Source organism: Microbacterium californiense (assembly GCF_047246625.1).
Classification (GTDB): Bacteria; Actinomycetota; Actinomycetes; order Actinomycetales; family Microbacteriaceae; genus Microbacterium.
Window position 1 is genome coordinate 495,828 of record NZ_JBFOKQ010000001.1, and the last position, 22,180, is coordinate 518,007.

Annotated in this window: 24 protein-coding genes; 12 read left to right on the forward strand and 12 right to left on the reverse strand. The window is 71.4% G+C overall.

What is annotated here, in order from left to right:
- Positions 1 to 6 precede the first annotated feature (6 nt).
- Positions 7 to 846 carry a DUF3097 domain-containing protein gene (locus AB3M82_RS02455; RefSeq protein WP_412955396.1) on the reverse strand — a complete coding sequence of 280 codons (840 nt, stop codon included), beginning with the start codon at positions 844 to 846 and terminating at the stop codon, positions 7 to 9.
- A gap of 122 nt (positions 847 to 968) precedes the next feature.
- Here AB3M82_RS02455 and AB3M82_RS02460 point away from each other — a divergent pair, with 122 nt between their 5' ends.
- The 4 genes from AB3M82_RS02460 to AB3M82_RS02475 all read left to right on the forward strand — a co-directional run bounded on the left by AB3M82_RS02460 (position 969) and on the right by AB3M82_RS02475 (position 5,098).
- A complete protein-coding gene (locus AB3M82_RS02460) occupies positions 969 to 3,002 on the forward strand; it encodes a TPM domain-containing protein (RefSeq protein WP_412955397.1) in 2,034 nt (677 codons plus the stop codon).
- 55 nt (positions 3,003 to 3,057) lie between these two features.
- The gene (locus AB3M82_RS02465; protein ID WP_412955398.1) at positions 3,058 to 3,801 is read left to right on the forward strand and encodes a PspA/IM30 family protein; all 744 of its coding nucleotides are present in this window, start codon (positions 3,058 to 3,060) and stop codon (positions 3,799 to 3,801) included.
- Between the two features lie 65 nt (positions 3,802 to 3,866).
- Complete coding sequence (locus AB3M82_RS02470; RefSeq protein WP_412955399.1) at positions 3,867 to 4,670, forward strand: arginase family protein; 804 nt, start codon at positions 3,867 to 3,869, stop codon at positions 4,668 to 4,670.
- A complete protein-coding gene (locus AB3M82_RS02475) occupies positions 4,667 to 5,098 on the forward strand; it encodes a Fe-S oxidoreductase (RefSeq protein WP_412955400.1) in 432 nt (143 codons plus the stop codon). The genes AB3M82_RS02470 and AB3M82_RS02475 overlap by 4 nt, the downstream gene beginning before the upstream one ends.
- A 2-nt stretch (positions 5,099 to 5,100) precedes the next feature.
- On the opposite strand, the gene AB3M82_RS02480 is transcribed toward AB3M82_RS02475, so the two are convergent.
- The 3 genes from AB3M82_RS02480 to AB3M82_RS02490 are packed head-to-tail and all read right to left on the reverse strand — an operon-like array spanning position 5,101 to position 6,819.
- Complete coding sequence (locus AB3M82_RS02480) at positions 5,101 to 5,571, reverse strand: SIP domain-containing protein (RefSeq protein ID WP_412955401.1); 471 nt, start codon at positions 5,569 to 5,571, stop codon at positions 5,101 to 5,103.
- A gap of 52 nt (positions 5,572 to 5,623) precedes the next feature.
- Positions 5,624 to 6,346, reverse strand: coding sequence for a tyrosine-protein phosphatase (locus tag AB3M82_RS02485; RefSeq protein WP_412955402.1), 723 nt, complete (start codon positions 6,344 to 6,346; stop codon positions 5,624 to 5,626).
- Positions 6,343 to 6,819: a carboxymuconolactone decarboxylase family protein gene (locus AB3M82_RS02490; RefSeq protein WP_412955403.1), complete on the reverse strand. Its 477-nt coding sequence runs from the start codon at positions 6,817 to 6,819 to the stop codon at positions 6,343 to 6,345. The genes AB3M82_RS02485 and AB3M82_RS02490 overlap by 4 nt, the downstream gene beginning before the upstream one ends.
- Before the next feature lie 170 nt (positions 6,820 to 6,989).
- Between AB3M82_RS02490 and AB3M82_RS02495 the strand changes: the two genes are divergently transcribed.
- From AB3M82_RS02495 to AB3M82_RS02520, 6 genes are all read left to right on the forward strand, one after another.
- Positions 6,990 to 7,922 (forward strand): alpha/beta fold hydrolase, encoded by a 933-nt coding sequence (locus tag AB3M82_RS02495; RefSeq protein WP_412955404.1) that lies wholly within the window; start codon positions 6,990 to 6,992, stop codon positions 7,920 to 7,922.
- Positions 7,923 to 8,014: 92 nt separating this feature from the next.
- Entirely contained in the window at positions 8,015 to 9,532 is a 1,518-nt protein-coding gene (locus AB3M82_RS02500) for an ABC transporter substrate-binding protein (RefSeq protein ID WP_412955405.1), read from the forward strand.
- 19 nt (positions 9,533 to 9,551) lie between these two features.
- A complete protein-coding gene (locus AB3M82_RS02505; protein ID WP_412955406.1) occupies positions 9,552 to 10,502 on the forward strand; it encodes an ABC transporter permease in 951 nt (316 codons plus the stop codon).
- Positions 10,499 to 11,368 carry an ABC transporter permease gene (locus tag AB3M82_RS02510; RefSeq protein ID WP_412955407.1) on the forward strand — a complete coding sequence of 290 codons (870 nt, stop codon included), beginning with the start codon at positions 10,499 to 10,501 and terminating at the stop codon, positions 11,366 to 11,368. Before AB3M82_RS02505 ends, AB3M82_RS02510 begins: the two co-directional genes overlap by 4 nt.
- Positions 11,365 to 12,153 carry an ATP-binding cassette domain-containing protein gene (locus AB3M82_RS02515; RefSeq protein WP_412955408.1) on the forward strand — a complete coding sequence of 263 codons (789 nt, stop codon included), beginning with the start codon at positions 11,365 to 11,367 and terminating at the stop codon, positions 12,151 to 12,153. The genes AB3M82_RS02510 and AB3M82_RS02515 overlap by 4 nt, the downstream gene beginning before the upstream one ends.
- Positions 12,150 to 12,941, forward strand: a complete 792-nt coding sequence (locus AB3M82_RS02520) for an ABC transporter ATP-binding protein (RefSeq protein ID WP_412955409.1) — start codon at positions 12,150 to 12,152, stop codon at positions 12,939 to 12,941. The genes AB3M82_RS02515 and AB3M82_RS02520 overlap by 4 nt, the downstream gene beginning before the upstream one ends.
- Here AB3M82_RS02520 and AB3M82_RS02525 read toward each other — a convergent pair.
- From AB3M82_RS02525 to AB3M82_RS02535, 3 genes are read right to left on the reverse strand one after another with little or no spacing between them, the layout of a single operon-like run.
- Complete coding sequence (locus tag AB3M82_RS02525; protein WP_412955410.1) at positions 12,935 to 13,555, reverse strand: GNAT family N-acetyltransferase; 621 nt, start codon at positions 13,553 to 13,555, stop codon at positions 12,935 to 12,937. The two genes, AB3M82_RS02520 and AB3M82_RS02525, sit on opposite strands and share 7 nt — an antisense overlap.
- Positions 13,556 to 13,559: 4 nt before the next feature.
- Entirely contained in the window at positions 13,560 to 14,273 is a 714-nt protein-coding gene (locus AB3M82_RS02530) for a uracil-DNA glycosylase (RefSeq protein WP_412955411.1), read from the reverse strand.
- A 2-nt stretch (positions 14,274 to 14,275) separates the two neighbouring features.
- Entirely contained in the window at positions 14,276 to 15,058 is a 783-nt protein-coding gene (locus tag AB3M82_RS02535) for an SDR family oxidoreductase (RefSeq protein ID WP_412955412.1), read from the reverse strand.
- A gap of 147 nt (positions 15,059 to 15,205) precedes the next feature.
- Here AB3M82_RS02535 and AB3M82_RS02540 point away from each other — a divergent pair, with 147 nt between their 5' ends.
- Positions 15,206 to 16,528 (forward strand): bifunctional o-acetylhomoserine/o-acetylserine sulfhydrylase, encoded by a 1,323-nt coding sequence (locus AB3M82_RS02540; RefSeq protein ID WP_412955413.1) that lies wholly within the window; start codon positions 15,206 to 15,208, stop codon positions 16,526 to 16,528.
- Positions 16,529 to 16,650: 122 nt separating this feature from the next.
- Positions 16,651 to 17,859 carry a homoserine O-acetyltransferase MetX gene (metX, locus tag AB3M82_RS02545; protein WP_412955414.1) on the forward strand — a complete coding sequence of 403 codons (1,209 nt, stop codon included), beginning with the start codon at positions 16,651 to 16,653 and terminating at the stop codon, positions 17,857 to 17,859.
- A 1-nt stretch (position 17,860) separates the two neighbouring features.
- On the opposite strand, the gene AB3M82_RS02550 is transcribed toward metX, so the two are convergent.
- The 5 genes from AB3M82_RS02550 to AB3M82_RS02570 are packed head-to-tail and all read right to left on the reverse strand — an operon-like array spanning position 17,861 to position 22,151.
- Entirely contained in the window at positions 17,861 to 18,469 is a 609-nt protein-coding gene (locus tag AB3M82_RS02550) for an NUDIX domain-containing protein (protein ID WP_412955415.1), read from the reverse strand.
- Between the two features lie 9 nt (positions 18,470 to 18,478).
- Positions 18,479 to 19,708, reverse strand: a complete 1,230-nt coding sequence (locus tag AB3M82_RS02555; protein ID WP_412955416.1) for an MFS transporter — start codon at positions 19,706 to 19,708, stop codon at positions 18,479 to 18,481.
- Positions 19,709 to 19,756: 48 nt separating this feature from the next.
- Positions 19,757 to 20,077 carry a thiamine-binding protein gene (locus tag AB3M82_RS02560; RefSeq protein ID WP_412955417.1) on the reverse strand — a complete coding sequence of 107 codons (321 nt, stop codon included), beginning with the start codon at positions 20,075 to 20,077 and terminating at the stop codon, positions 19,757 to 19,759.
- A 5-nt stretch (positions 20,078 to 20,082) separates the two neighbouring features.
- Entirely contained in the window at positions 20,083 to 21,321 is a 1,239-nt protein-coding gene (locus AB3M82_RS02565) for a hypothetical protein (RefSeq protein WP_412955418.1), read from the reverse strand.
- Positions 21,318 to 22,151: an ADP-dependent NAD(P)H-hydrate dehydratase gene (locus AB3M82_RS02570; protein WP_412955419.1), complete on the reverse strand. Its 834-nt coding sequence runs from the start codon at positions 22,149 to 22,151 to the stop codon at positions 21,318 to 21,320. Before AB3M82_RS02570 ends, AB3M82_RS02565 begins: the two co-directional genes overlap by 4 nt.
- Positions 22,152 to 22,180 lie beyond the last annotated feature (29 nt).

Consider the following 22,180-nt stretch of genomic DNA (forward strand, 5'->3'; position numbering starts at 1 on the left):
CGGCGGTCAGGCGGCCGGAGCCGTCACGAAGTCGATGAGCTCCTCGACCCGTCCGAGGAGGGCCGGCTCGAGGTCGCGGTAGCTGTGCACCGACGCGAGGATGCGCTGCCAGGCCCGGGCGGTGTCGGCCTGGGTCTCGTGCGGCCATCCGAAGGCGCGGCAGATCCCGGTCTTCCAGTCGGTCCCCCGGGGGACCTCCGGCCACCGCGCGATGCCCAGGGCCTGCGGCGTGACGCACTGCCAGACGTCGACGAACGGGTGGCCCACGATGCGCACGTGGCGTCCGTGCGGACCCCGGGCGACGGCATCCGCGATCCGGGACTCCTTGGATCCCGGCACGAGGTGGTCGACGAGCACGCCGTAGCGGCGTCGGGCCGTCGGCGGCTCGGCTGCCAGCAGCTCGTCGAGAAGGTCGACCCCCTGGAGGAACTCGACCACGACGCCCTCGACACGCAGGTCGTCTCCCCAGACCTTCTCCACGAGCTCGGCGTCGTGCTTGCCCTCCACGAGGATGCGGCTGGGCAGCGCGACGCGGGCCCGCTGATCGGCCACCGCGAACGACCCGGATGCCGTGCGCTTGGGCCCCTCCGGCCGGGCGGCCGGGGCGGCGAGCCGCACCGGGGCGCCGTCGATGAGGAAGCCGCCTCCCAGCGGGAACAGGCGCCTGCGTCCCTTCCAGTCCTCGAGCTCGACGTTCCCCGCCTGCACGCGCGTCACGGCTCCGCAGTACCCGTCCTCCGCCACCTCCACGACGAGGTCGACCTCGGCCGGCACCGTCGGGACGGGCTTCGCGGCGCGCTCGCGCCAGCCCGCGGCGAGTACATCCGATCCGTACCTGTCGTCCATGCCCTCCAGCGTATGCGCCTCCGCTGAGGGCGAACGGCGATCCCCCGCCCGATGGTGACGCGTGTCGGGCTCTGTGAATAGACTCGTGCCATGGGGCTCGGCTGCCGGTCGGAGGGATCACGATGAAGACACGGGGGCTGGCGCTGGCCGCGCTGACGCTCGCCGCGCTGACGAGCCTGTTCGCGTCGTCGTCGGCCTCCGCGACCGACCCGGTGACGCTCGACGCCGGCTACGTCACCGACGGGGCGGGCGTGCTGAGCGCGGGCGAGGACGACGCCCTCGAGTCCCGTCTGCAGGAGCTCACCGAGAACTCCTCGGCGGACCTGTTCGTCGTGTTCGTCGACGCCTTCACCTCGCCGTCCGACCGGGTCGGGTGGGCCGACGCGGTCGCGACCCGCAACGGCCTCGGACCCGACCAGTACCTGCTGGCGATCGCGACGGACCAGCGCAGCTACTTCATCTCGGCGGTCGAGGGCGGTCCCCTCAGCAACGACAAGCTCGACGACATCGAGCAGAAGATCCAGCCGCTTCTCGCACAGGAGGACTGGGACGGCGCGATCCTCGTCGCCGCCGACGAGATCCAGGGCGACGGCGGAGCCGGTGCCCTCCGAGTGCTGCTCCTCGTCGTGGGCGTCGTCGCGTTCGCCCTCATCGTGTGGCTCGTGATCGCACTGGTCCGGCGCGGTCGCCGCAACGCCGAGATCAGGCGCCGCGGCGCGATGCCCGAGCATCCCGACCCCCACGACCCCTTCTCGACGCTCACCGACGAGCAGGTCGAGACACAGGCGGGGTCGGCGCTGGTGCAGGCCGACGACGCGATCACGTCGAGCCGCGAAGAGCTCGGATTCGCGATCGCCCAGTTCGGCGACGACGCCACGGCCGGATTCGTCCAGGCCGTGGACGCCGCCAAGGAGCGCCTGTCGGAAGCCTTCGATCTCAGGCAGAAGCTCGATGACGAGATCGAGGACACGATCCACGATCGCCGGGCCTGGCACATCCGGATCATCCGGATCGCGGACGAGATCGACGATCTGCTCGACGCCAACACGGAGGCCTTCGACGCGCTGCGCAAGCTGGAGCAGAACGCCCCGCAGGAGCTGGAGCGCGTGCGCGCCGAGCGGGCGGCGCTGCAGCCGCAGCTCGACGGCGCCGCTGCGGCACTCGCCGGCCTCTCGGCGACCTATGACGCCTCGGCCCTCGCCACGGTCGCCGACAACCCGGAGCAGGCGCAGGAGCGCGCGGCCCTCGCCGACCGTTCGATCGATGCCGCCGCGGAGGCGATCGCGGCCGGCCGGACAGGAGAAGCCGCCTTCGCGATCCGCACGGCCGAGCAGTCCACGGCGCAAGCGGCGCAGCTCGTCCAGGCGATCTCCTCCCTGGCCGCCGATCTGCAGAGCACGGAGTCCCGGATACCCGCGCTCGTCACCGAGCTGCAGGCGGACGTCGCCGCCGCCAGGCAGCTGCCCGATCCCGATGGCTCGATCGGCTCGGCGATCGCCGCGACGCTCCAGCAGTTGCAGCACGCGCAGGCCGACCTCGTCGGCAGCGCCCGTGACCCGCGCCGCGCGTTCGACGCCCTGACCGCCGCGAACGTGCAGATCGACGGGGCGATCGACCGAGGGCGCGAGAGCGTCGAGCGGGCGCGGCGCGCCCAGCAGATGCTCGACCAGACGCTCGGCCAGGCCGACTCCGAGATCCGCACGGCGCGCGAGTTCATCGAGACCCGCCGAGGAACCGTCGGGTCGACCGCGCGCACGCGTCTCTCGCAGGCCGAGGCGAGCCTCACTCAGGCGCTGAACCTGCGGGCCACGGCTCCCGAGCCCGCTCTCGCCGAGGCGAGACGCGCTCTCGATCTCGCCCGCCAGTCGCTCTCCGCGGCCTCGGCGGACGTCTCGTCCTACACCTCGCCCTCGTGGAACGACAGCGGGTGGAGCGGAGGCCTGTTCGGCGGGGGCTCCGGCTCGGGCGGCTCGGGCCTCGGCGGCGACATCCTCGGCGGCATCATCGGCGGCATCCTCTCCAGCGGCGGGGGCGGGCGCTCCTCCCGCGGAAGCGGATGGCGCTCCAGCGGCGGCGGATTCCGCAGCTCCGGCTTCGGCGGCGGGGGCGGACGCTCCGGTGGAGGACGCCGCAGCTCCGGAGGAGGACGCTTCTGATCCGCAACGACCACCCACACAGACCTCGACTCCGACCCTTCGAAAGGAACCTCGCATGACCAAGCAGTCCATCTTCGGACGTATCTCCACGCTCGTCCGAGCGAACATCAACGCCCTCCTCGACTCCGCCGAGGACCCGCAGAAGATGATCGACCAGCTCGTCCGCGACTACACCAACAACATCGCCGACGCCGAGTCCGCCATCGCCGAGACGATCGGCAACCTGCGTCTGCTCGAGCGGGACCACGAGGAAGACGTCCAGGCGGCCACCGAGTGGGGCAACAAGGCCCTCGCCGCGAGCCGCAAGGCCGACGAGATGCGCTCCAGCGGCAACACGGCGGATGCCGACAAGTTCGACAGTCTCGCCAAGATCGCCCTGCAGCGTCAGATCAGCTCCGAGCGCGAGGCTCGCGGTGCCGAGCCGCAGATCGCCGCGCAGACCGAGATCGTCGACAAGCTCAAGAGCGGCCTCAACGGCATGAAGGAGAAGCTGGGCGAGCTCAAGAACAAGCGCAGCGAGCTCCTCGCGCGCGCCAAGGTCGCCGAGGCGCAGACCAAGGTGCAGGACGCCGTGGGCTCGATCAACGTGCTCGACCCCACCAGCGAGCTGGGCCGCTTCGAGGACAAGGTGCGTCGCCAGGAGGCGCTCGCGCAGGGCAAGGCCGAGCTGGCCGCCTCGAGCCTCGACGCCCAGTTCGAGAGCCTCGAGGACCTCGGCGAGCTGACCGAGGTGGAGGCGCGCCTCGCCGAGCTCAAGGCGGGCGGCAGCGCACCGCGTTCGGCCATCGAAGGCTCCTGACCCCCTCGCGGATGCCCCGGACGTGATGTCCGGGGCATCCGCTCTTCCTCTTCCGGGAGGCACCCATGGTGCGTTTTCTCGTCGTCCCCCAGTGGCAGGGCTCTCCTGCGGCGCGCGCGATGCTCCTCGTGGACGGAGCCTCGGCGATCGCCGGGGATCTCCCCCGCGCGGCGACCACGGTCCTCGACGTACCCGTCGAAGCCGGGGAGGCGCTCGGCACCGGGGTGCGCCGACTGAGCGCGCTGCTGCGGACACGCGAGCTCGTCGCACAGAACCTGACCGCGGACACCGTGCTCATCGGGGGCGACTGCAGCATCACGGTCGCCGCGCTCGCGGCTCTCCCGGGCGGTGTCGACGACCTCGCGGTCGTCTGGTGCGATGCGCACGCCGACCTCAACCTTCCCGAGACCTCGCCGTCGGGGGCCTTCTCCGGCATGGCCCTGAGCGCCGTCCTCGGCCAGGGCGAGCCTCAGCTGGCGCTCGATCCCGGCGTCCCCCGCGACCGCGTCGTGACGGTCGGGGTGCGCACGCTCGACGACGCCGAGCCGGACGCCCTCTCGAGACTCACGAACCTCCGCGTCACCCACCTCGACCGCGCGGAGGCGCTGGCCGATGCGGTACGGGCGACCGGAGCGTCGCGGGTGTGGGTCCACATCGACGTCGACGTGCTCGACCCGTCGGAGCTGGGCGGCGTGTCCGACCCCGCCCCCTTCGGGCTCTCCCCCGCCACGCTGGCCGCGGCGATCCGCCGCCTCCGCGAGGAGTTCCCGCTCGCGGGGGCGACCATCGCCGGCTTCGCACCGCGCACGCCGGCCGATGCGGTGGACGACCTCGGAGCCCTGCTCCGCCTCGTAGGAGCGGTCGCATGAGCGATCAGCGCACGACCTCGGACGTGCTGGAACGGGGCCGTCGACTCGACCGCCGCATCCCGTCCTTCCTCCTGCGATCGCCGATCAGCCGCGTCGGCTATGCGTGGGGAACGGCCGTCGGGTGGATCTGGGGCGGGCTCTGGAGCACCGGCCCCGTCGAACGCCGCGGGGGACTCTGGATCTTCCGGGGCATGCCGTCCTGGACGTTCAACCGCGGCGGCGTCTGTGTCGGCGGCTGCTTCCTGACCGGAGACGCCATGCCCTCCGAGGCCGTGCTCCGACACGAGCGGGTGCACAAGGCGCAGTGGCTGCGCTACGGCTTCCTGATGCCCGTCCTGTACTTCTTCGCCGGGCGCGATCCGCTGCGCAACCGCTTCGAGATCGAGGCGGGCCTGCAGGACGGCAACTACCTGCCTCGCCGCCCCTGACGTCAGCGTTCGGCGGGGAGGAGTCCGAAACGCTCCGGAGCGCTGATGCGACCCGCCTCGACGCCGAGCCGGGAGGTCAGGTGGTCGACGATGTCGGCGGAGCCGAGATAGCCGCCGAGAAGCGTCACCCGAGTGGCGTCCTCCTCATCGCAGAGCATCTCGTCTGCCCAGGCGCAGGTCGCCCGTGCAAGCGCCTCGCCGGGAGCGCACGAGCGTCCGCTACCGGGGGCGCCCGACCGCTGCTCACGAGCGAGCCAGGTCACGGTCATGCGTGCCGGTGCCTCGATGACACGGATGTCCTGCACGGTCGGGACCTCGATGAACACACGCCCCGAGGCGCACAGCGGAAGGGTGGAGAGGAAGAGCTCGAGATCGACGAGCGAGTTCTCGTCGGCCGTCACCAGGTGGTGGGAACGCCGACGGGCTGCCCGCCGCCGGGCACGCGCGCTGCGGCTGTCGAGGGATGCTTCCATGATGCGTCCATCGTAACACCCACCAAGGCATGCCTAACCTTGGTTCGTCGCGTCAGCTCGCTCCGGCTGCCGGCTCCACGAGCGCGGCCTCGAGATCGCGCAGCTCGCCATCGGTCATCCCCTGTGCGCGCAGGTAGCCCGCCGCCGATCCCCACCGCTCGTCGATCATGTCGAGCAGCCGACGCATGACGGGAGCAGGAGACTGCGTCGCGAGCGCGATCGCGTGCACCGCCTCCGGATGCTGCTGCCGCAGATAGGCGGCGATGCGCCGATTCCGCTCCGGCGGGAGCTGGGACTCGGTCAGCGCGTAGTCGGCGATGACCGCGTCTCGATCGGCGCCGACGGCGGAGAGCGCCAACGCCACGGTCACGCCGGTCCGGTCCTTGCCCACGGTGCAGTGCACCAGGGTCGGCTCTCCCGCAGCGATGATCCGGATCGCCTCGACCAGCCGCTCGCCGCTCTCTTCGAGCAGGTGGAGGTAGAGATCGTCGAGGCTGGTGTCGGCTTCGAAGAACGAGCGCACCGACCCCAGGAAGAGCGGCAGGTGCGTGGTGTCGGGTCCGTCGATCTCGCTCGGCTCCGCCGCCACCTCCTCCCCGTCGCGCAGATCGACGATGTGGCGCACCCGGGCCCGCAGCTCGCTGGCCCCGCTCGTCGTCGCCCCCGAGAGCTGGCCAGATCGCAGCAGAACGCCCGTGCGGATGCTGCCTTTCGCGGCGGGGATGCCGCCCACATCGCGGACGTTGGTGACGCCGTCGACCACGAGCACGGTCACGGTTGCCCCTCGGCGGTGCGGGGCGGCACCGGGTAGCGGCCCGCGATGACGACCCTGTTGAACGCGTTGATGGAGACGCAGGCCCAGCTCAGGGCGGCGTACTCCTTCTCGGTGAAGACGCTTCCGACACGGTCGTACACATCGTCGGACACGCCCTCCTCGGCGATGAAGGTGAAGGCCTCGGCCAGTTCGAGCGCCGCCTGCTCGCGCTCGGAGAAGACCCCGCTCTCCCGCCAGGTCGCGATCTGCATGAGCGTGTCGGTGTCGATACCGGCCGCGAGGGCGCGATCGACATGAATTCGCGTGCAGTACCCGCAGCCGTTGAGCTGCGAGCAGTGGATCATGACGAGCTCCTTGAGGCGATCGTCGATGCCGTTCGCGGCGCAGATCTCCCCGACGGTGCGCGAGAAGGCGTCCAGCGCCCGATACGCGGTCGGTTCGGTCTTCGACAGGTGCACGCGCTTCTCGCTCATGCGTCCATGATATTCGTCCGAGGTCCGCGGAGGCAGCATCCTCGATTCGTCCGAAAATCCTGAATGCCAAGTGGGATTTGCTAATGAGCATAGATACGCCAAGCGCAGACCGGCTGTCATTGAGCAATCTGCTCTCGCATTTCGCGAAGGCTCCGCGACGGGAGCAGAATATGGACGTGGCGACCGACAAGAGCGAGTTCAGCTATCTTCCCGCGCAGGCCGAGGCACTGGATGTTCCCGTTCCCGATGTCGAGCGGCTGACGCTGGCGCTCCCGGACGGCCGGACCTTGAGCGCTCTGAGATTCGGCGGCGATGCTCCCGAGGTCACGCTGCTGCACGGCGCCGGTCTCAACGCCCATACCTGGGACACCACGGCGCTCGCGCTCGCGCGCCCCGTCCTGGCGATCGATCTCGCCGGCCACGGGGACTCCTCCTGGCGCAGCGACCAGGACTACAGCCCCCGCACGTTGGCTGCCGACGTGGCCGCCGCACTCGACGCCTGGACCGAGACTCCTCAGACCATCGTCGGGCAGTCGCTCGGCGGACTCACCGGAGCGGCGTTGGCCGCCGCCCGGCCCGACCTGGTCGCGCGGCTCGTGATCATCGACATCACGCCGGGGATCGACACCAGCGCGGGACCGGCGGCGCTGCGCGAGTTCTACGCGGGCCCGACGGACTTCGCCAGCCGCGAGGAGCTCGTCGACAAGGCGATCGCCCTCGGCTTCGGCGGCACGCGCCCCGAGACCGAACGAGGGGTGTTCCTCAACACCCGCGTCCGTCCGGACGGCCGGGTCGAGTGGAAGCACCACTTCGCCCACCTCGCGGCGCAGGCTCTCGCCGCTCATGATCCGGGCCCCGCGGCCTCGCCCTCGATGCTGCACGACAGCGGGTGGGACGATCTCGCCCGCGCGACGGCGCCGGTCACCCTCGTCCGCGCGACTCGAGGATTCGTCAGCGAAGCCGACGCCGCCGACTTCGCCCGCCGCGTGCCCGCCGCGCGCGTGGCCGTGTTCGACGCCACCCACAACGTGCAGGAGACCGCACCGGTCGAGCTCGCCGCATTCATCGGCTCGGCGTCCGCGTCTCTGCACGACGGATTGTGACGTCCCGTTCCGCCGCGGCCCCGCACCCCCGCACCGATCCCTAGGCTCGTCCCACCGGCACACAGCATCTGCCGCACCGAGAGGAAACCACCATGTTCCGACGCTCACGACGTGTAGCGCTCATCTCCGCGCTCGCCGCCACCGCTGTGATCCTCAGCGCGTGCAGCGGCGCTCCCGAGCCGGCCGCCACCGCGACCGGTGAGCCCGACCCCGACGCGACGCTCCACGTGGGACTCGTGCTCGAGCCGACGAACCTCGACATCCGCCGCACCAGCGGAGCCGCCCTGGAGCAGATCCTCATCGACAACATCTACGAGGGACTGGTGAGCCGCAGCCAGGACAACGAGATCGTTGAGCGTCTCGCCTCGGACTACAGCGTGTCGGACGACGGCCTCACCTACTCGTTCACGCTGAACGACGGCATCCTGTTCCACGACGGAACGCCCCTGACCTCGGCGGACGTCGTGGCGTCGTACGAGGCGGTGCGCGCAGACGAGACCCTCCAGGGTCACGCCGAGTTCGCGTCCGTCGCCTCGATCACCGCGCCGGACGACACGACGGTCGAGATCGCGCTGTCGGCCCCTGATCAGAACTTCCTCTTCGCCCTGACGGGCCCGGCCGGGCTGGTGTTCAAGACCGGCGACACCACCGACCTCAAGACGGCGGAGAACGGCACCGGTCCCTTCACGCTCACCCGGTGGAACAAGGGCAGCAGCATCACCTTCGCGCGCAACGACGCGTACTGGGGCGAGCCGGCCGGTGTGGCCGAGGTCGAGTTCCAGTACATCCCCGACTTCACCGCGGGCGTGAACGCCGCCATCGCCGGCGACGTCGATGTGCTCACCGCCGTGGATCCGAACCTCGCATCTCAGCTGGAGGACACCGGGGACTTCACCCTCACCACCGGACGCACGACCGACAAGGCCACACTCGCCTTCAACAACGCGAAGGCTCCGCTCGACGACGTGCGCGTGCGCGAGGCGCTGCGCTCGGCCATCGACCATGAGGCCCTGATCGAGGCGGTCGGCGCCGGTACCCCGCTCTCCGGCCCCATCCCCGAGCTCGACCCGGGCTACGAGGACCTGTCGGACGTGATCTCGTACGATCCGGATCGCGCCAAGGAACTGCTCGCCGAGGCGGGCCAGGAGGACCTCGAGCTCACCCTTACCATCCCGTCGTTCTACGGCACGACGGTGCCGAAGGTGCTCATCTCGGACTTCGCCGAGGTCGGCGTGACCCTCGACGTCGACTCGGTCGAGTTCCCGGCCTGGCTCGAGGACGTCTACACCAACCACGACTACGACCTGAGCTTCGTGCTGCACGTCGAGCCGCGCGATTTCGGCAACTTCGCGAACCCCGACTACTACTTCGGCTACGACAACGCCGAGGTCCAGGCGCTGTACGCCCAGGCCGAGGCGGCGGTCGACCCCGAGGAGTCCGCGGAGCTGCTCGCGCAGGCCGCGCGCATCGTCTCCGAGGACCACGCGGCCGACTGGCTCTACAACGGCCAGACGATCACGGCCGTCAGCCCGATCGTCAGTGGGTTCCCCGAGGACTCCATCAACTCCCGCATCGACCTGGCCGGCGTCACGGTCGCGGCGGCCTCCTGAGCCGGAGCCGACACCGCCCGTGATCCGGTACGCGCTCGTCCGAGGGGCCCTACTCGTCGCAGGGCTCCTCGTGGCGAGCGTGCTCATCTTCCTCACCCTGCGGGTCTTCCCCGGAGACGTCGCCCAGCTCATCGCCGGCACGCAGGCCTCCCCCGCAGAAGTCGAGGCGCTCCGCGAATCGCTGGGCCTGAACCGGCCGCTGGTGACGCAGTACACCGACTGGATCGGCGGCGTCTTCCGCGGCGACCTCGGCACCTCGCTGCTCTCGGGCGCATCCGTCGGCGAGGAGCTGCTGCAGAAGGCGCAGGTGACGGTGCCGCTCGGCATCCTGTCGCTGCTGATCGCCGTCCTCATCGCCGTTCCGTTCGGCATCGTCGCGGCGCTGCTGCGCGGACGCCGGTCCGGCACCGCCCTCAGCGTCGGCGCGCAGACGCTCGCCGCCGTGCCGGTCGTGTGGGCCGGGATGATGCTCATCGTCGTCTTCTCCGTGTGGCTGGGCTGGCTCCCGCCGCAGGGCTTCCCCCGCACGGGCTGGAGCACTCCCGGGCGGGCGCTCGAGTCGCTGCTGCTGCCGGCCCTCACGATCGGGATCGTCGAGGGGGCGATGCTCATGCGCTTCGTGCGCAGCGCCACCCTCCAGGCAGCCGGCCAGGACTTCGTGCGCACCGCGGCGGCGAAGGGCCTCACCCGCACGCAGGCGCTCGTCCGGCACGGCATCCCGGCGGTCGGCCTCTCCATCGTGACTGTGCTCGGGCTTCAGGTGGCGGGCATCATCGTCGGATCCGTGGTGATCGAGCAGCTGTTCACCCTCCCGGGCATCGGACGGATGCTGGTCGCCGACGTCGGCACCCGCGATCTCGTCAAGGTGCAGAGCGAGCTGCTGGTTCTCACCGGGTTCGTCTTGGTGGTCGGATTCGTCGTCGACCTCCTGCATCGCGCCATCGATCCGCGACAGAGGGAGGCGGCATGACACCCCTGTGGCTCCGGCGGCTGTGGGCGACCCCCACCGGGCGTTTCGGACTCGTCGTCGTGGCGGTCATCGCGCTCACCGCCCTCGTCTCGCTCTTCTGGACGCCCTTCGACCCGCAGGCGTCCCGCGTCCAGGACCGCTGGCTCGGACCCGGCTGGCCGCACCTGCTCGGAACCGACGACACGGGTCGCGACATCCTCAGCCTGATCATGTCCGGCGCCCGCACCACGGTGTTCGTGAGCGTGGGAGCGGGGGTGGTCGCGACCGTCGTGGGGATCGCGCTGGCCGCGCTCGGCGCCCTGACCGCCCGGTGGCTCCGCGAAGCGGTGTCGGTGCTCGTCGACATCCTCATCGCCTTCCCGGTGCTGCTCATCGCGATGATGATCTCCTCCGTGTGGGGAGGCTCGCTCTGGGTCGTGATCTGGGCCGTGGGCATCGGTTTCGGCGTGAACATCGCCCGGGTCACGCGCCCCGAGCTGCGCCGCGTGCAGCAGAGCGACTTCGTGCTCGCCGCCCGGGCGTCCGGCCTCACACCGTCGCAGAGCCTGGCGCGCCACCTGCTGCCGAACGTGGCCCCGGTGTTCATCGTGCAGCTGTCGTGGTCGATGGCCGTCGCCGTGCTCGCCGAGGCGGGGCTGTCGTACCTCGGCTTCGGAGCGTCGGTCGTGGAACCGAGCTGGGGGCTGCTGCTCGCCGACCTGCAGCGGTACATCGGCGTGCATCCGCTGTCGGTGATCTGGCCGGGGCTGACCATCACGCTCACGGTGCTCGCGCTCAACCTGCTCGGCGACGGGCTGCGGGAGGCGACGGACCCCACCCTGCGCCATCGGTCCGCAGAGACGCACACCCCGGCGGTGGTCGCATGAGCCTGGTGGTCGAAGACCTCACCGTCGACATCGACGGGCGCCGCGTCGTCGACGGCGTCTCCTTCGAGGTCCCCGACGGCACTCGTCTGGGCGTGATCGGAGAGTCCGGATCGGGCAAGTCCCTGACCGCGCTCGCCGTCCTGGGTCTGCTTCCCGACGGCGCGACGGCCGGCGGCAGCATCCGCTGGGACGACGTCGAGCTCATCGGGATGCCGGACCGCGAGCTCGCGCGCCTGCGCGGCGACGAGATCGGCATCGTCTTCCAGGAGCCGCGCACGGCGCTGAACCCCATCCGAACCGTCGGCCGCCAGATCGCGGAGTCCGTGCGCATCCACCAGGGCCTGAGCCGGCGTGAGGCACGGGAGCGGGCCATCGCGGAAGCCGCCCGGGTGCGGCTGCCGGAGCCCGAGACGATCGTCGATCGCTACCCGCACCAGCTGTCGGGCGGACAGCGCCAGCGGGTGGCGATCGCGATGGCGCTCGCGTGCCGCCCCCGGCTCCTCATCGCCGACGAGCCCACGACCGCGCTCGACGTCACCATCCAGGCGGAGATCCTGTCGCTGCTCCTTTCGCTCGTGGAGGACGAGGGCATGTCGCTCGCCTTCATCACGCACGACCTCGCGGTCCTGGCGCAGGTCGCGACCCACGGCGTGGTGCTCGAGCACGGGCGCGTCGTGGAGAGCGCCCCCGTCGAGCGCCTACTCACGACGCCCACCTCCCCCGTCACGCAGGGACTGCTCCGCGACGCGACCGCGACCCTGTGGCGACCGGAGGGACGAGCATGAGCCTGATCGAGGCCCGGGCCCTGCGTCGGGACTTCGTCGTCCCCCGGCGCCGCGCCTTCGAGCGCACGCGGCGGCAGACCGCTCTGCACCCCACCGACCTCGACGTCGTGGAGGGATCCTCGCTCGGCATCATCGGCGAGTCCGGCTCGGGCAAGTCGACCCTGGTCCGTCTGCTGCTGGGGCTCGACCGCCCGACCTCCGGCACCGTCTCGCTCGACGGGCGCCCCGTGGAGGCGACGGCATCCGCGCGATCGCTGCACTGGCTGCGCCGCCAGACGGGTCTGGTCTTCCAAGACCCCTACGCGTCGCTCGACCCGCGCATGACGGCCGGGCAGATCATCCGCGAGCCGCTGTGGGCGCTCGACGTCCCCGGCGACCACCGCGCGCGGGTCCGCGAGGTGCTCGGACAGGTGGGCCTGACCCCGGACGCCGGCGACCGCTATCCGCACGAGTTCTCCGGCGGGCAGCGTCAGCGCATCGCCCTGGCCCGCGCGATCGCGCACCGCCCGCGGATCCTGGTCGGCGACGAACCGCTGAGCGCCTTGGACGTGACGGTCCGCGCGCAGATCCTCGAGCTGCTCGTCGAGCTGCGCCGCACGACCGACATGACACTGATCCTGGTGTCGCACGACATCGGCGTGGTCCAGAACCTCAGCGACACGGTGGCGGTCATGAAGGACGGCCGCATCGTCGAGCGGGGTGCGACGGCCGACGTCCTCCTGCGCCCCCGGGAGGAGTACACCCGCGCGCTGCTCGCTGCGATCCCGGTGATCCCGAAGGGTCAGTGACCGCGGCCGACACCCGTCAGACGGCGACGACGGCCCACGGGACGCAGGGACTTCTTCATGTACACGGTGCCCAGCTCCCGGCCGAACTTGTACCCGACCCGGCCCATCCGCCCCGCCTCGACGAAACCCAGGCGGGCGTGCAGCCGGATCGACGCCTCGGCCCCCGAGTCGCTGATGACCGCGACCATCTCCCGGATCCCCCGCTGCGCGCACGCGTCGATCACCGCCTGCAGGAGGGCGACACCGAGACCCTTCCCGCCCGCCCCCGGGCCGAGATAGATCGAGTCCTCGACCGTGTAGCGGTAGGCGTTCTTCCCCGCCCAGGGCTGGGCGAGCGCGTATCCGAGCACCGAACCGGCGGGTGAGACGGCGACGAGGAACGGGAGGTCCAGCCGTTCGAGGAGGGCGAACTTCTCCCGCCAGGAAGGGATGCTGCTGCGCCGCTCGTCGAGGGTCACCGCCGAGTTGCTCACGAAGTGGTTGTAGATCTCCCGCACGTGGGGAAGATCCGCCGGCCGGGCGGGACGGATCGTGTAGGAGAAGACCTCGGGTGCGGGACCGGGGCGCAGATGCCGCGGAAGCTGGCGGCGGCGGTCCCCGGGTTCGAACTGCATGGGCTCAGCTTAGGGATCCGGCGGCTTCGCCCTCTACCCGCCAGTCCACGGGCGGAGCACCGAGTTCGGCGAGCAGCGCGTTGACGCGGGAGAACGGGCGGGACCCGAAGAACCCCCGGCTCGCCGACAGCGGCGACGGGTGCGCCGAGGCGACGACGGGAGTGTCCCCGAGCATCGGCTGCAGGCCGGCCGCGTCACGACCCCAGAGCACCGCGACGAGCGGCTGATCCCGGGCGACGAGCGTCCGGATGGCGAGTTCGGTGACTTCTTCCCACCCCCACCGGCGGTGCGAGGCGGGAGCGCCCGGACGGACGGTGAGCACCCGGTTGAGCAGGAGGACGCCCTGGTCGCTCCATGCGGTGAGATCGCCGTGCGGAGCCGGAGAGATGCCGAGGTCGCTCTCCCGCTCCTTGTAGATGTTGGCGAGGCTGCGCGGCAACGGACGCACATGGCGATCCACCGCGAAGGACAGACCGATGGGATGCCCGGGCGTCGGGTACGGGTCCTGCCCCGTGATGAGCACGCGCACCTCGGACAGCGGACGCTGGAAGGCCCGCAGGACGTTCTCCCCCGTCGGCAGGTAGCCGCGACCGGCGGCCTGCTCCTCCCGTAGGCGCTCCCCGAGCGACGTGATCGTGCCCTGGACGGGCGCGAGCGCCGCCGCCCAGCCCGGGTCCATGAGGCCGTCCTCGGCGAGCTCGGCGAGACTGCGCGCCACCGTCAGTCGACCGACCGGACCCGCAGCGGTCCGCGCGCGAGCAGATGCTGAGCGGACTGCGCCACCGGGCGCAGGGTGACGAGGTCGAGGTTCACGTGGCCGGGGGCCTCGAGGGCGTAGGCGATCACGTCGGCCACGTCCTCCGCCCGCAGCGGACTGTCGATCCCGGCGTACACGGCCTCGGCCGCGACCGCGTCGCCGCCCAGACGGTTGAGCGTGAACTCCTCGGTGTGGACCATGCCCGGAGCCACCTCCACGACCCGGATCGGCTCGCCGTTCAGCTCCTGCCGCAGCGCACGCACGACCATCGCCTCGGCTGCCTTGGCCGCGTTGTACCCGCCGCCGCCGGCATAGGCGGCCTGCGCCGCGGTGGAGGTGACGAAGACCGCGTCGGCGTGGCCGTCCGCCTCCGCCGCGCGGCGGAGGAGCGGAAGCAGGCCTGCCACGAGGCGCTGCGTCGACAGCACGTTGGCGTCGAACATCCACTGCCAGTCCTCGATCGACGCGTCCTCGACGCGATCCGTGCCGCGGGCTCCTCCGGCGACCTGCACGAGCGCGTGCACCGGGCCCGTGGCGTCGACCTCGGCGACGAGCGCGTCGACCGCGGCGGAGTCGGTCAGGTCGCAGGCGATGGCCGACGCACCGGTCTCGGCGACCAGCGCGGTCAGCCGCTCCTCGCGGCGCGCCACGCCGACCACGTCCCAGCCCCGACGACGAAGCTCCCGCACCGTCGCCGCGCCGATCCCCGAACTGGCACCCGTCACCACTGCACGTCTGTTCACCATGCCTCCACCGTACGATGTTCCGCGTCGTTTCGCCGCGCGCGAGTGTTACGTCACATTTCTCGGTCGTTGTTGACAGCGGGCCGGGTTCCGTACTCTCGCTGCAACGGCATCCGCCACCCGACCTTCCAACCGTTCCAGGGGGAACACATGTCCGCACCCGAGACCTGGCGCTTCGAGACCAAGCAGATCCACTCCGGCGCCGCGCCCGACCCGGTGACGAAGGCACGTGCCACGCCGATCTACCAGACCACGTCGTACGTGTTCGACAGCGCGGACCACGCCGCCAACCTGTTCGCCCTGGCCGAGTTCGGCAACATCTACACGCGCATCCAGAACCCGACGCAGGACGTGCTGGAGCAGCGGCTCGCCGCCCTCGAGGGGGGCACGGGAGCACTGGTGCTCGCGAGCGGCCAGGCGGCGTCGACGTTCGCCATCCTCAACATCGCCGAGGCGGGCGATCACTTCGTCGCATCGAGCTCGATCTACGGCGGCACGTACAACCTGTTCAAGTACACGCTCGCGAAGCTCGGCATCGAGGTCACCTTCGTCGAGAACCAGGACGACCCCGAGGAGTGGCGCCGCGCCGTCCGGCCGAACACGAAGCTGTTCTTCGCCGAGACGATCGGGAACCCGCAGATCAACGTGCTCGACATCCGCGCCGTCGCCGACGTGGCGCACGAGAGCGGCGTGCCGCTGATCGTCGACAACACGATCGCCACGCCGTACCTCATCCGTCCGTTCGAGCACGGCGCCGACATCGTCGTGCACTCGGTCACCAAGTTCCTCGGCGGGCACGGCACCACGATCGGCGGTGTCATCATCGACGGCGGCACGTTCGAGTGGTCGAAGAACGTCGAGCGGTTCCCCGGTCTGACGGTTCCGGACCCCTCGTACCACGGAGCCAGCTACACCGCGGCCGTGGGAGACCCGCTCGCCTACATCATCAAGGCGCGCGTCCAGCTGCTGCGCGACCTGGGCTCGGCCATCGCGCCGCAGAGCGCCTGGAACCTGATCCAGGGCGTCGAGACCCTGTCGCTGCGCATCGAGCGCCACGTGCAGAACGCGCAGGAGATCGCCGAGTGGCTCGAGAACCGCGACGACGTCGCGACCGTCAACTACTCCGGTCTGCCGTCCTCGCCCTGGTACGCCGCCGCGAACGAGTACGCCCCCCGCGGCGTCGGCGCCGTGCTGTCGTTCGAGCTCAAGGGCGGTGTGGAGGCCGGTCGCGAGTTCGTGAACAGCCTGTCGCTGTTCAGCCACCTCGCCAACATCGGCGATGTGCGCTCGCTCGTGATCCACCCGGCGTCGACCACCCACGCGCAGCTCACCCCCGAGCAGCAGCTGACGGCCGGCGTCACGCCCGGACTCGTGCGCCTCTCGGTCGGCATCGAGAACATCGACGACCTCAAGGCGGATCTCGACCAGGCCCTCGCCGCGGCTCGCCGCGTGTCGGAGGCCGCGCGCGCCTGACCGCGTCGCGCCACGGCGCGGAGAGGCCCCGGACCCCTGCGGTCCGGGGCCTCTCCGCGTCCGGCTGACGCCACGGGCGTAACGTTCGACGGCCGACGCTCCGGCCAGGCGAGAATGGAGACATGGACTGGCAGACGACCTCGGAGGACACCGTGCCTTCGGCGCTCGTCACGGAGGCCGACGTCCGCCTGCTCCGCGCCCGCCCGCCGGCGACGGGCGCCTGGCGCGACGGCGACCCGATCGGCGGCCGCCGGTTCGCGACGTTCGGCGCCTTCCGCACCGAGAGCGGCGCGGAGCTCCCGGGCATCCGTCTGGCCTACGAGACCTGGGGCGAGCTGAATCCGGCACGCGACAACGCCGTGCTCGTGCTCCACGCGCTCACGGGTGACAGCCACGTCCGCGGAGAGGCCGGCGCCGGGCATCCGACCGCCGGGTGGTGGGAGGAGCTGACCGGGCCCGGGGCGCCACTCGACACCGACCGGTGGTTCCTCATCGCACCGAACATGCTGGGCGGATGCCAGGGGTCGACGGGTCCCGCCAGCATCGCCCCCGACGGCTACGAGTGGGCGTCGCGGTTCCCGTACCTCACCATCCGCGACCAGGTGGCGGCCCAGGCGCTGCTCGCCGACGCCCTCGGCATCGACACGTGGGCGGCGGTCGTCGGCGGCTCGATGGGCGGGATGCACGCGCTGGAGTGGGCCGTCACCCACCCGCAGCGCGTCGAGCGGCTCGCGGTGCTGTCGTCGCCTCCCGTCACCACCGCCGACCAGATCGCGCTCAACACCGTCCAGCTCGAGACGATCCGCATGGATCCGCGCTTCCAGGGCGGGGAGTACTACGACCTGGGCGACGGCGACGGCCCGCACCGCGGCCTCGCCCTGGCGCGACGCATGGCGCTGCTGAACTACCGCAGCCCGATCGAGCTCAACCAGCGCTTCCAGAGGTCCTGGCAGTCCGGGGTGTCACCGCTCGGCCACGGGGGCCGCTTCGCGGTGGAGTCGTACCTCGACTTCCACGGGAACAAGTTCACCCGGCGGTTCGACGCCAACAGCTACATCACCCTGGTGGAGGCGATGAACTCGCACGACGTCGGCCGCGACCGGGGCGGTGTGGAAGAGGCGCTGCGCACGGTCACGGCCACCACCCTCGTGCTGGGCATCGACAGCGACCGACTGTTCCCCGTGGACGGTCAGCACCGCATCGCGCGCAGCGTCCCGCACACCCTGGACGGCACCGAGGCGGTCGTGCTCACCAGCGACTTCGGACACGACGGTTTCCTCATCGAGCACGAAGCGGTCGGGACCCACCTGCGCCGTCTGCTGGACGCCTGAGTCAGGCGTCCACGAACCGCCACGGCAGCCGGGTGGCGTCGAGGCGGCCCTGATCCCAGGCGAACACCCGCCCCAGGTCGGTCTCGAGCACACGGGTGCGGAAGAGCGACGGCACCCCTGCCGCGGCGAGCGCCGACTCGGCGTCGCCGAAGGCCGACAGCTGGTGGAGCGTGAGCCACGTGGGCGGGAACAGCGTCCACTCCCCCGACGCGTGGCGAGCAAGCGCCTCCGCGGGCCGCACCCAGGCGAGGTCCGCGACCTCGTCCGGCGCCGGGGAGGGCTCGATGTCGGGCGCCGGGGCGAGGAAGAACCAGGTGCGGATGCGGGTGGGCGCCTCGATCGGCGGATGCCACTCGGACAACACACGCAGATCGTCGATCGCGAGCCCCACCTCCTCGGCGGTCTCGCGGATCCCGGCGCGCCGGGCATCGTCCGCCTCGGCGGCTCCAGGCCGCCGATCATCGTCCTCGACCTTGCCGCCCGGGAACACCCAGGCTCCCGCGAACGAGCCGCGATCCGGGCGCCGGACGAGCAGGACGTCGAATCCCTCGACCGCCGGTCGCAGGAGCACGACCGTCCCGGCGACCGGGAGGCGTTCGGGGTGGCTCACCCCCTCAGACTACGACCGGTGGGCGGCGACGAGGACGCGGCGGCGGGTCTCGGCGCGATAGGAGAGCACCGCGATCCCCAGTCCCGCGACGGCGAGCGCGGCGCCCGTCCACGCCGGAGCCGTGTAGCCCCATCCGAGGGCGATCACCGTGCCGCCGAGGAACGCGCCCAGGCTGTTGCCGATGTTCAGGGCCGAGTGGTTCATCGCCGCCGCGATCGACTGGTTGTCGCCCGCCACGTCCATGAGCCGGGTCTGCACCGACGGGCTCAGGATCGACGAGACGAAGCCGACGATCACCACCATCAGGCCCAGGGAGACGATCCAGAACGACAGCAGCGCGAGGAGCGCATAGACGACGGCCATCGCGAGCAGTCCGACCAGGAGGGTGCGCCGCAGATCGATGTCGGCGAAATGACCGCCGGCGAGGTTGCCGGCCGTCATCCCGATGCCCATCAGCACGAGCACGATCGGCACGACCCATTGCGGGGAGCCGGCGATCTCGGTGACGAGGGGCGCGATGTAGCTGTACACCGCGAAGAACCCGCCGAAGCCGATCGCCCCGATGCCGAGCGTGTACCAGACCTGCCCGATGCGGAACACGCCGAGCTCCTGCCGCATCGTGCGTCCCGGAGTCCCGGGGTGCTCGGGCACGAAGACCGCGATGCAGACGGTCGCGAGGGCGAAGACCAGGGCGACGACCGCGAACGCCGCACGCCACCCCCACTGCTGCCCGAGGAACGTCCCGAGCGGCACGCCGACGACGTTCGCGACGGTCAGACCGGTCAGGATGAAGGCGACGCCCTTGGCGCGGTTCCCCGGGCCCATGACCTCCGCGGCCACGAGGGCGCCGATGCCGAAGTAGGCCCCGTGCGGCAGCCCCGCGAGAAAGCGGGAGACGCCGACCAGCTCGAAGGTCGGCAGCACGACGGTCAGCGCGTTGAAGACGGTGAGGGCGAGCGCCAGCACGATCATCACGCGATGGCGCGGGAAGCGTGCGACGAACCCGGCGATGGTCGGTGCGCCGATCACGACGCCCAGGGCGTACAGCGAGATCAGCCAGCCGGCCTGGCTCAAGGCATCCTCCTGGCTGGATGCCCAGACACCCGGAAGGAGGTCGCCGGCGATGTCCGGCAGCAGCCCCATGATGACGAACTCGGTCATGCCGATTCCGAAGCTGCCTATGGCGAGAGAGAGGAGCGCCCTCTTCGCCGCACCCCTCGATTCTGTCGAGGGATTCACCGGTTCAGCTTAGCGGGCGCGGGGAAGCCGGGGCGCACGCGTCCGCGCTCAGTCGACGTCGGGCGTCTCGGAGAGCGCTTTCTCGAGACGCTCGAGCTTGCCGTCGATCTCCCCGGAGTATCCCGGACGGATGTCGGCCTTCAGCACCAGCGACACGCGCGATCCGAAGGGCAGGACTGCTTCGGTCGCCCTCTTCACGACCGCCATCACGGTGTCCCAGTCGGGACCCTCGATCTCGGTGAACATGCTCGAGGTGCGGTGGGGCAGCCCGGATTCGCGGACGACGCGGACGGCGGCGGCGACGGCGTCGTGCACCGAGCCGTCCTCGGTGCCGGAGCCGGAGGGTGCGACGGAGAAGGCGATCAGCATGGGTTTCACTCCTGGATGGGGGTCGGACGGGATGCCGGGGCGCGCAGGATCGCGCGCACCGCGACGACGAGCAGGACGATGAGGAGAGCATTTCGCAGCGACAGGACGACGACGGCCAACGGCCAGGCCTGCAGCAGCGCGTCGTACCCGATGGGGTACACGAGCCAGGTGAGCAGGCAGAGGCCGAGCACCATCGCGGCGGGGAGGCCGGCGCGCCGGCGGTCGAACACGATCCAGAGCACCACAGGAGCGATCAGCCACGTCTGGAACTGGGGTGAGCCGACCTTGTTGGTCACGATCAGCGCGGTCACGAGGGCCAGAGCGAGCGGCGGCAGCAGGCGGGCCATCGACGCGCCCCGCCGCGCACGGGAGAGGCCGAGCACCGTGAGGCCGACCACGACCACCGCCATGAGCGGCGTCAGCAGCGCGGCGACGACGTCCGCACCGGGGGCGGCGACCTGGAAGGTGAGGATGTCGAAGCTGTACTCGATCCGCGCGTCGCCCCTCGCCGCCATCCACAGGAACGGGGTGGCCGCGACCGCCTCGATCTGGAGGCCGCGTCCGGTCTGCTCGGCGAGGAAGCCGAAGACCTCCTCGCGCGCTCCGAGCAGGAGCAGTGTCGCAATCACCCCGGCCGTGACCATGAGCGCGGCGGACAGCATCCGCAGGCGTGCGCGACCCGCCACCACGGCGGCGAGGAGCACCGCGCCTGGCCAGATCTTGATCCACGCGCCGACGGCGAGCAGCGCCGCGGCGAGCGCCGGTCGCGACACGAGCCAGGCCGCCGCGAGCACGACGACGGGAACCGTGACCGCGTCGATGCGGTACAGCCCGACGGGGCCGAGCAGCAGCAGGGCGCCGGTCCAGAACCAGGCGGCGGCGCGGCGCGGCGCGGCGGGCGAGCGGCCGAGCAGCGTCGCGAAGGCGACGGTGTCGAGCACGGTCATCAGCGCGGCCCAGGCCAGCAGATACGCGGTCGAGGCACCGAGGACGCCGACGAGAGGGGTGGACAGGAGCCCGGCGGCGAGCATGGGGACGAGCGCGAGCTGCGGGTAGACCCAGGTGTCGGTGACTCCCACCACCGCGCCGCCACTCAGGGCCGCCGACGCCCAGGGCTCGTAGACGAGGACGACGTCGCCCATGGGCTGACTCGGATAAACCCAGCCGAGCGCCGCCGTGACCACGTGTACCACGAGGAAGGCGCCCCACAGCAGCAGGAGCCGCGCCCGGGCGCGACGGGTCACGCCAGCACGTCCCCGATGGCCCGCGGGAGCGCTGCGGCGACGTCGAGGGCGACGATCGGATGCCCGGGCTCCCCGTTCACGGTCTCGGAGGCGATCCGTGCCGCGTAGCCGTGCAGCCACGCCCCCGCCGCCGCCGCCTCGACAAGAGGTGCGTCGGCGTTCGCGGCGAGTACGGCCCCGAGCACACCCGCGAGCACGTCGCCCGTGCCGGCGGTCGCCAGCCACCCGGTCCCCGCCGCGACAGCGAGCACCGTGCCGTCCGGAGCGGCGAGCAGCGTGCGCGAACCCTTGAGCAGCACGTGCGCACCGAGCTCCTCGGAGACCTCGGACGCCGCGGCCGCCCGGTCGTCGACGTCGGGGGCGAGACGCAGGCGCTCGCGCAGCCGGGCGAATTCGCCGGCATGGGGCGTCACGAGGATCGGAGCGTGCGTGCGCCCCACGAGGTCCAGCGCCCCGGCGTCGACGACCACACGGGCGTCACCGTCGAGAATCTCGCGGAGCGTCGCCTCCTCCTCCGGGGAGCGATGCCCGGCATCCGTCCCCGACCCGACCACCCAGGCGTCCACGCGCGTTCGCCCCACGTCGCCGCCGGCGACCGTCTCGGGTCGTCGGGCGAGCACGGCATCCACCGCGCGCGGACCGCCCACGTAGCGCACGAAGCCGGCTCCCGCCCTCCAAGCGGCCTCGACACCGAGGACCGCCGCACCGGGGTACGCCTCCGATCCGGTGCGGAGCGCCACCACACCGCGGGTGTACTTGTCGTCGTCGGCGGAAGGCACGCGCAGAAGGCGTGCCGTGTCTTCGCGGGACCACTCGCGCACTCGCACCATGACTCCACGTTAGTGCGGCGACCCTCGGG

Coding starts and splice junctions, on each gene's coding strand:
- metX (WP_412955414.1), top strand. CDS start 16,651: ATGGACTGGCAGACGACCTCGGAGGACACCGTGCCTTCGGCGCTCGTC.
- AB3M82_RS02470 (WP_412955399.1), top strand. CDS start 3,867: ATGGTGCGTTTTCTCGTCGTCCCCCAGTGGCAGGGCTCTCCTGCGGCG.
- AB3M82_RS02495 (WP_412955404.1), top strand. CDS start 6,990: ATGGACGTGGCGACCGACAAGAGCGAGTTCAGCTATCTTCCCGCGCAG.
- AB3M82_RS02460 (WP_412955397.1), top strand. CDS start 969: ATGAAGACACGGGGGCTGGCGCTGGCCGCGCTGACGCTCGCCGCGCTG.
- AB3M82_RS02490 (WP_412955403.1), bottom strand. CDS start 6,819: ATGAGCGAGAAGCGCGTGCACCTGTCGAAGACCGAACCGACCGCGTAT.
- AB3M82_RS02525 (WP_412955410.1), bottom strand. CDS start 13,555: ATGCAGTTCGAACCCGGGGACCGCCGCCGCCAGCTTCCGCGGCATCTG.
- AB3M82_RS02500 (WP_412955405.1), top strand. CDS start 8,015: ATGTTCCGACGCTCACGACGTGTAGCGCTCATCTCCGCGCTCGCCGCC.
- AB3M82_RS02515 (WP_412955408.1), top strand. CDS start 11,365: ATGAGCCTGGTGGTCGAAGACCTCACCGTCGACATCGACGGGCGCCGC.
- AB3M82_RS02520 (WP_412955409.1), top strand. CDS start 12,150: ATGAGCCTGATCGAGGCCCGGGCCCTGCGTCGGGACTTCGTCGTCCCC.
- AB3M82_RS02540 (WP_412955413.1), top strand. CDS start 15,206: ATGTCCGCACCCGAGACCTGGCGCTTCGAGACCAAGCAGATCCACTCC.
- AB3M82_RS02570 (WP_412955419.1), bottom strand. CDS start 22,151: ATGGTGCGAGTGCGCGAGTGGTCCCGCGAAGACACGGCACGCCTTCTG.
- AB3M82_RS02535 (WP_412955412.1), bottom strand. CDS start 15,058: ATGGTGAACAGACGTGCAGTGGTGACGGGTGCCAGTTCGGGGATCGGC.
- AB3M82_RS02480 (WP_412955401.1), bottom strand. CDS start 5,571: ATGGAAGCATCCCTCGACAGCCGCAGCGCGCGTGCCCGGCGGCGGGCA.
- AB3M82_RS02560 (WP_412955417.1), bottom strand. CDS start 20,077: ATGCTGATCGCCTTCTCCGTCGCACCCTCCGGCTCCGGCACCGAGGAC.
- AB3M82_RS02455 (WP_412955396.1), bottom strand. CDS start 846: ATGGACGACAGGTACGGATCGGATGTACTCGCCGCGGGCTGGCGCGAG.
- AB3M82_RS02465 (WP_412955398.1), top strand. CDS start 3,058: ATGACCAAGCAGTCCATCTTCGGACGTATCTCCACGCTCGTCCGAGCG.
- AB3M82_RS02475 (WP_412955400.1), top strand. CDS start 4,667: ATGAGCGATCAGCGCACGACCTCGGACGTGCTGGAACGGGGCCGTCGA.
- AB3M82_RS02510 (WP_412955407.1), top strand. CDS start 10,499: ATGACACCCCTGTGGCTCCGGCGGCTGTGGGCGACCCCCACCGGGCGT.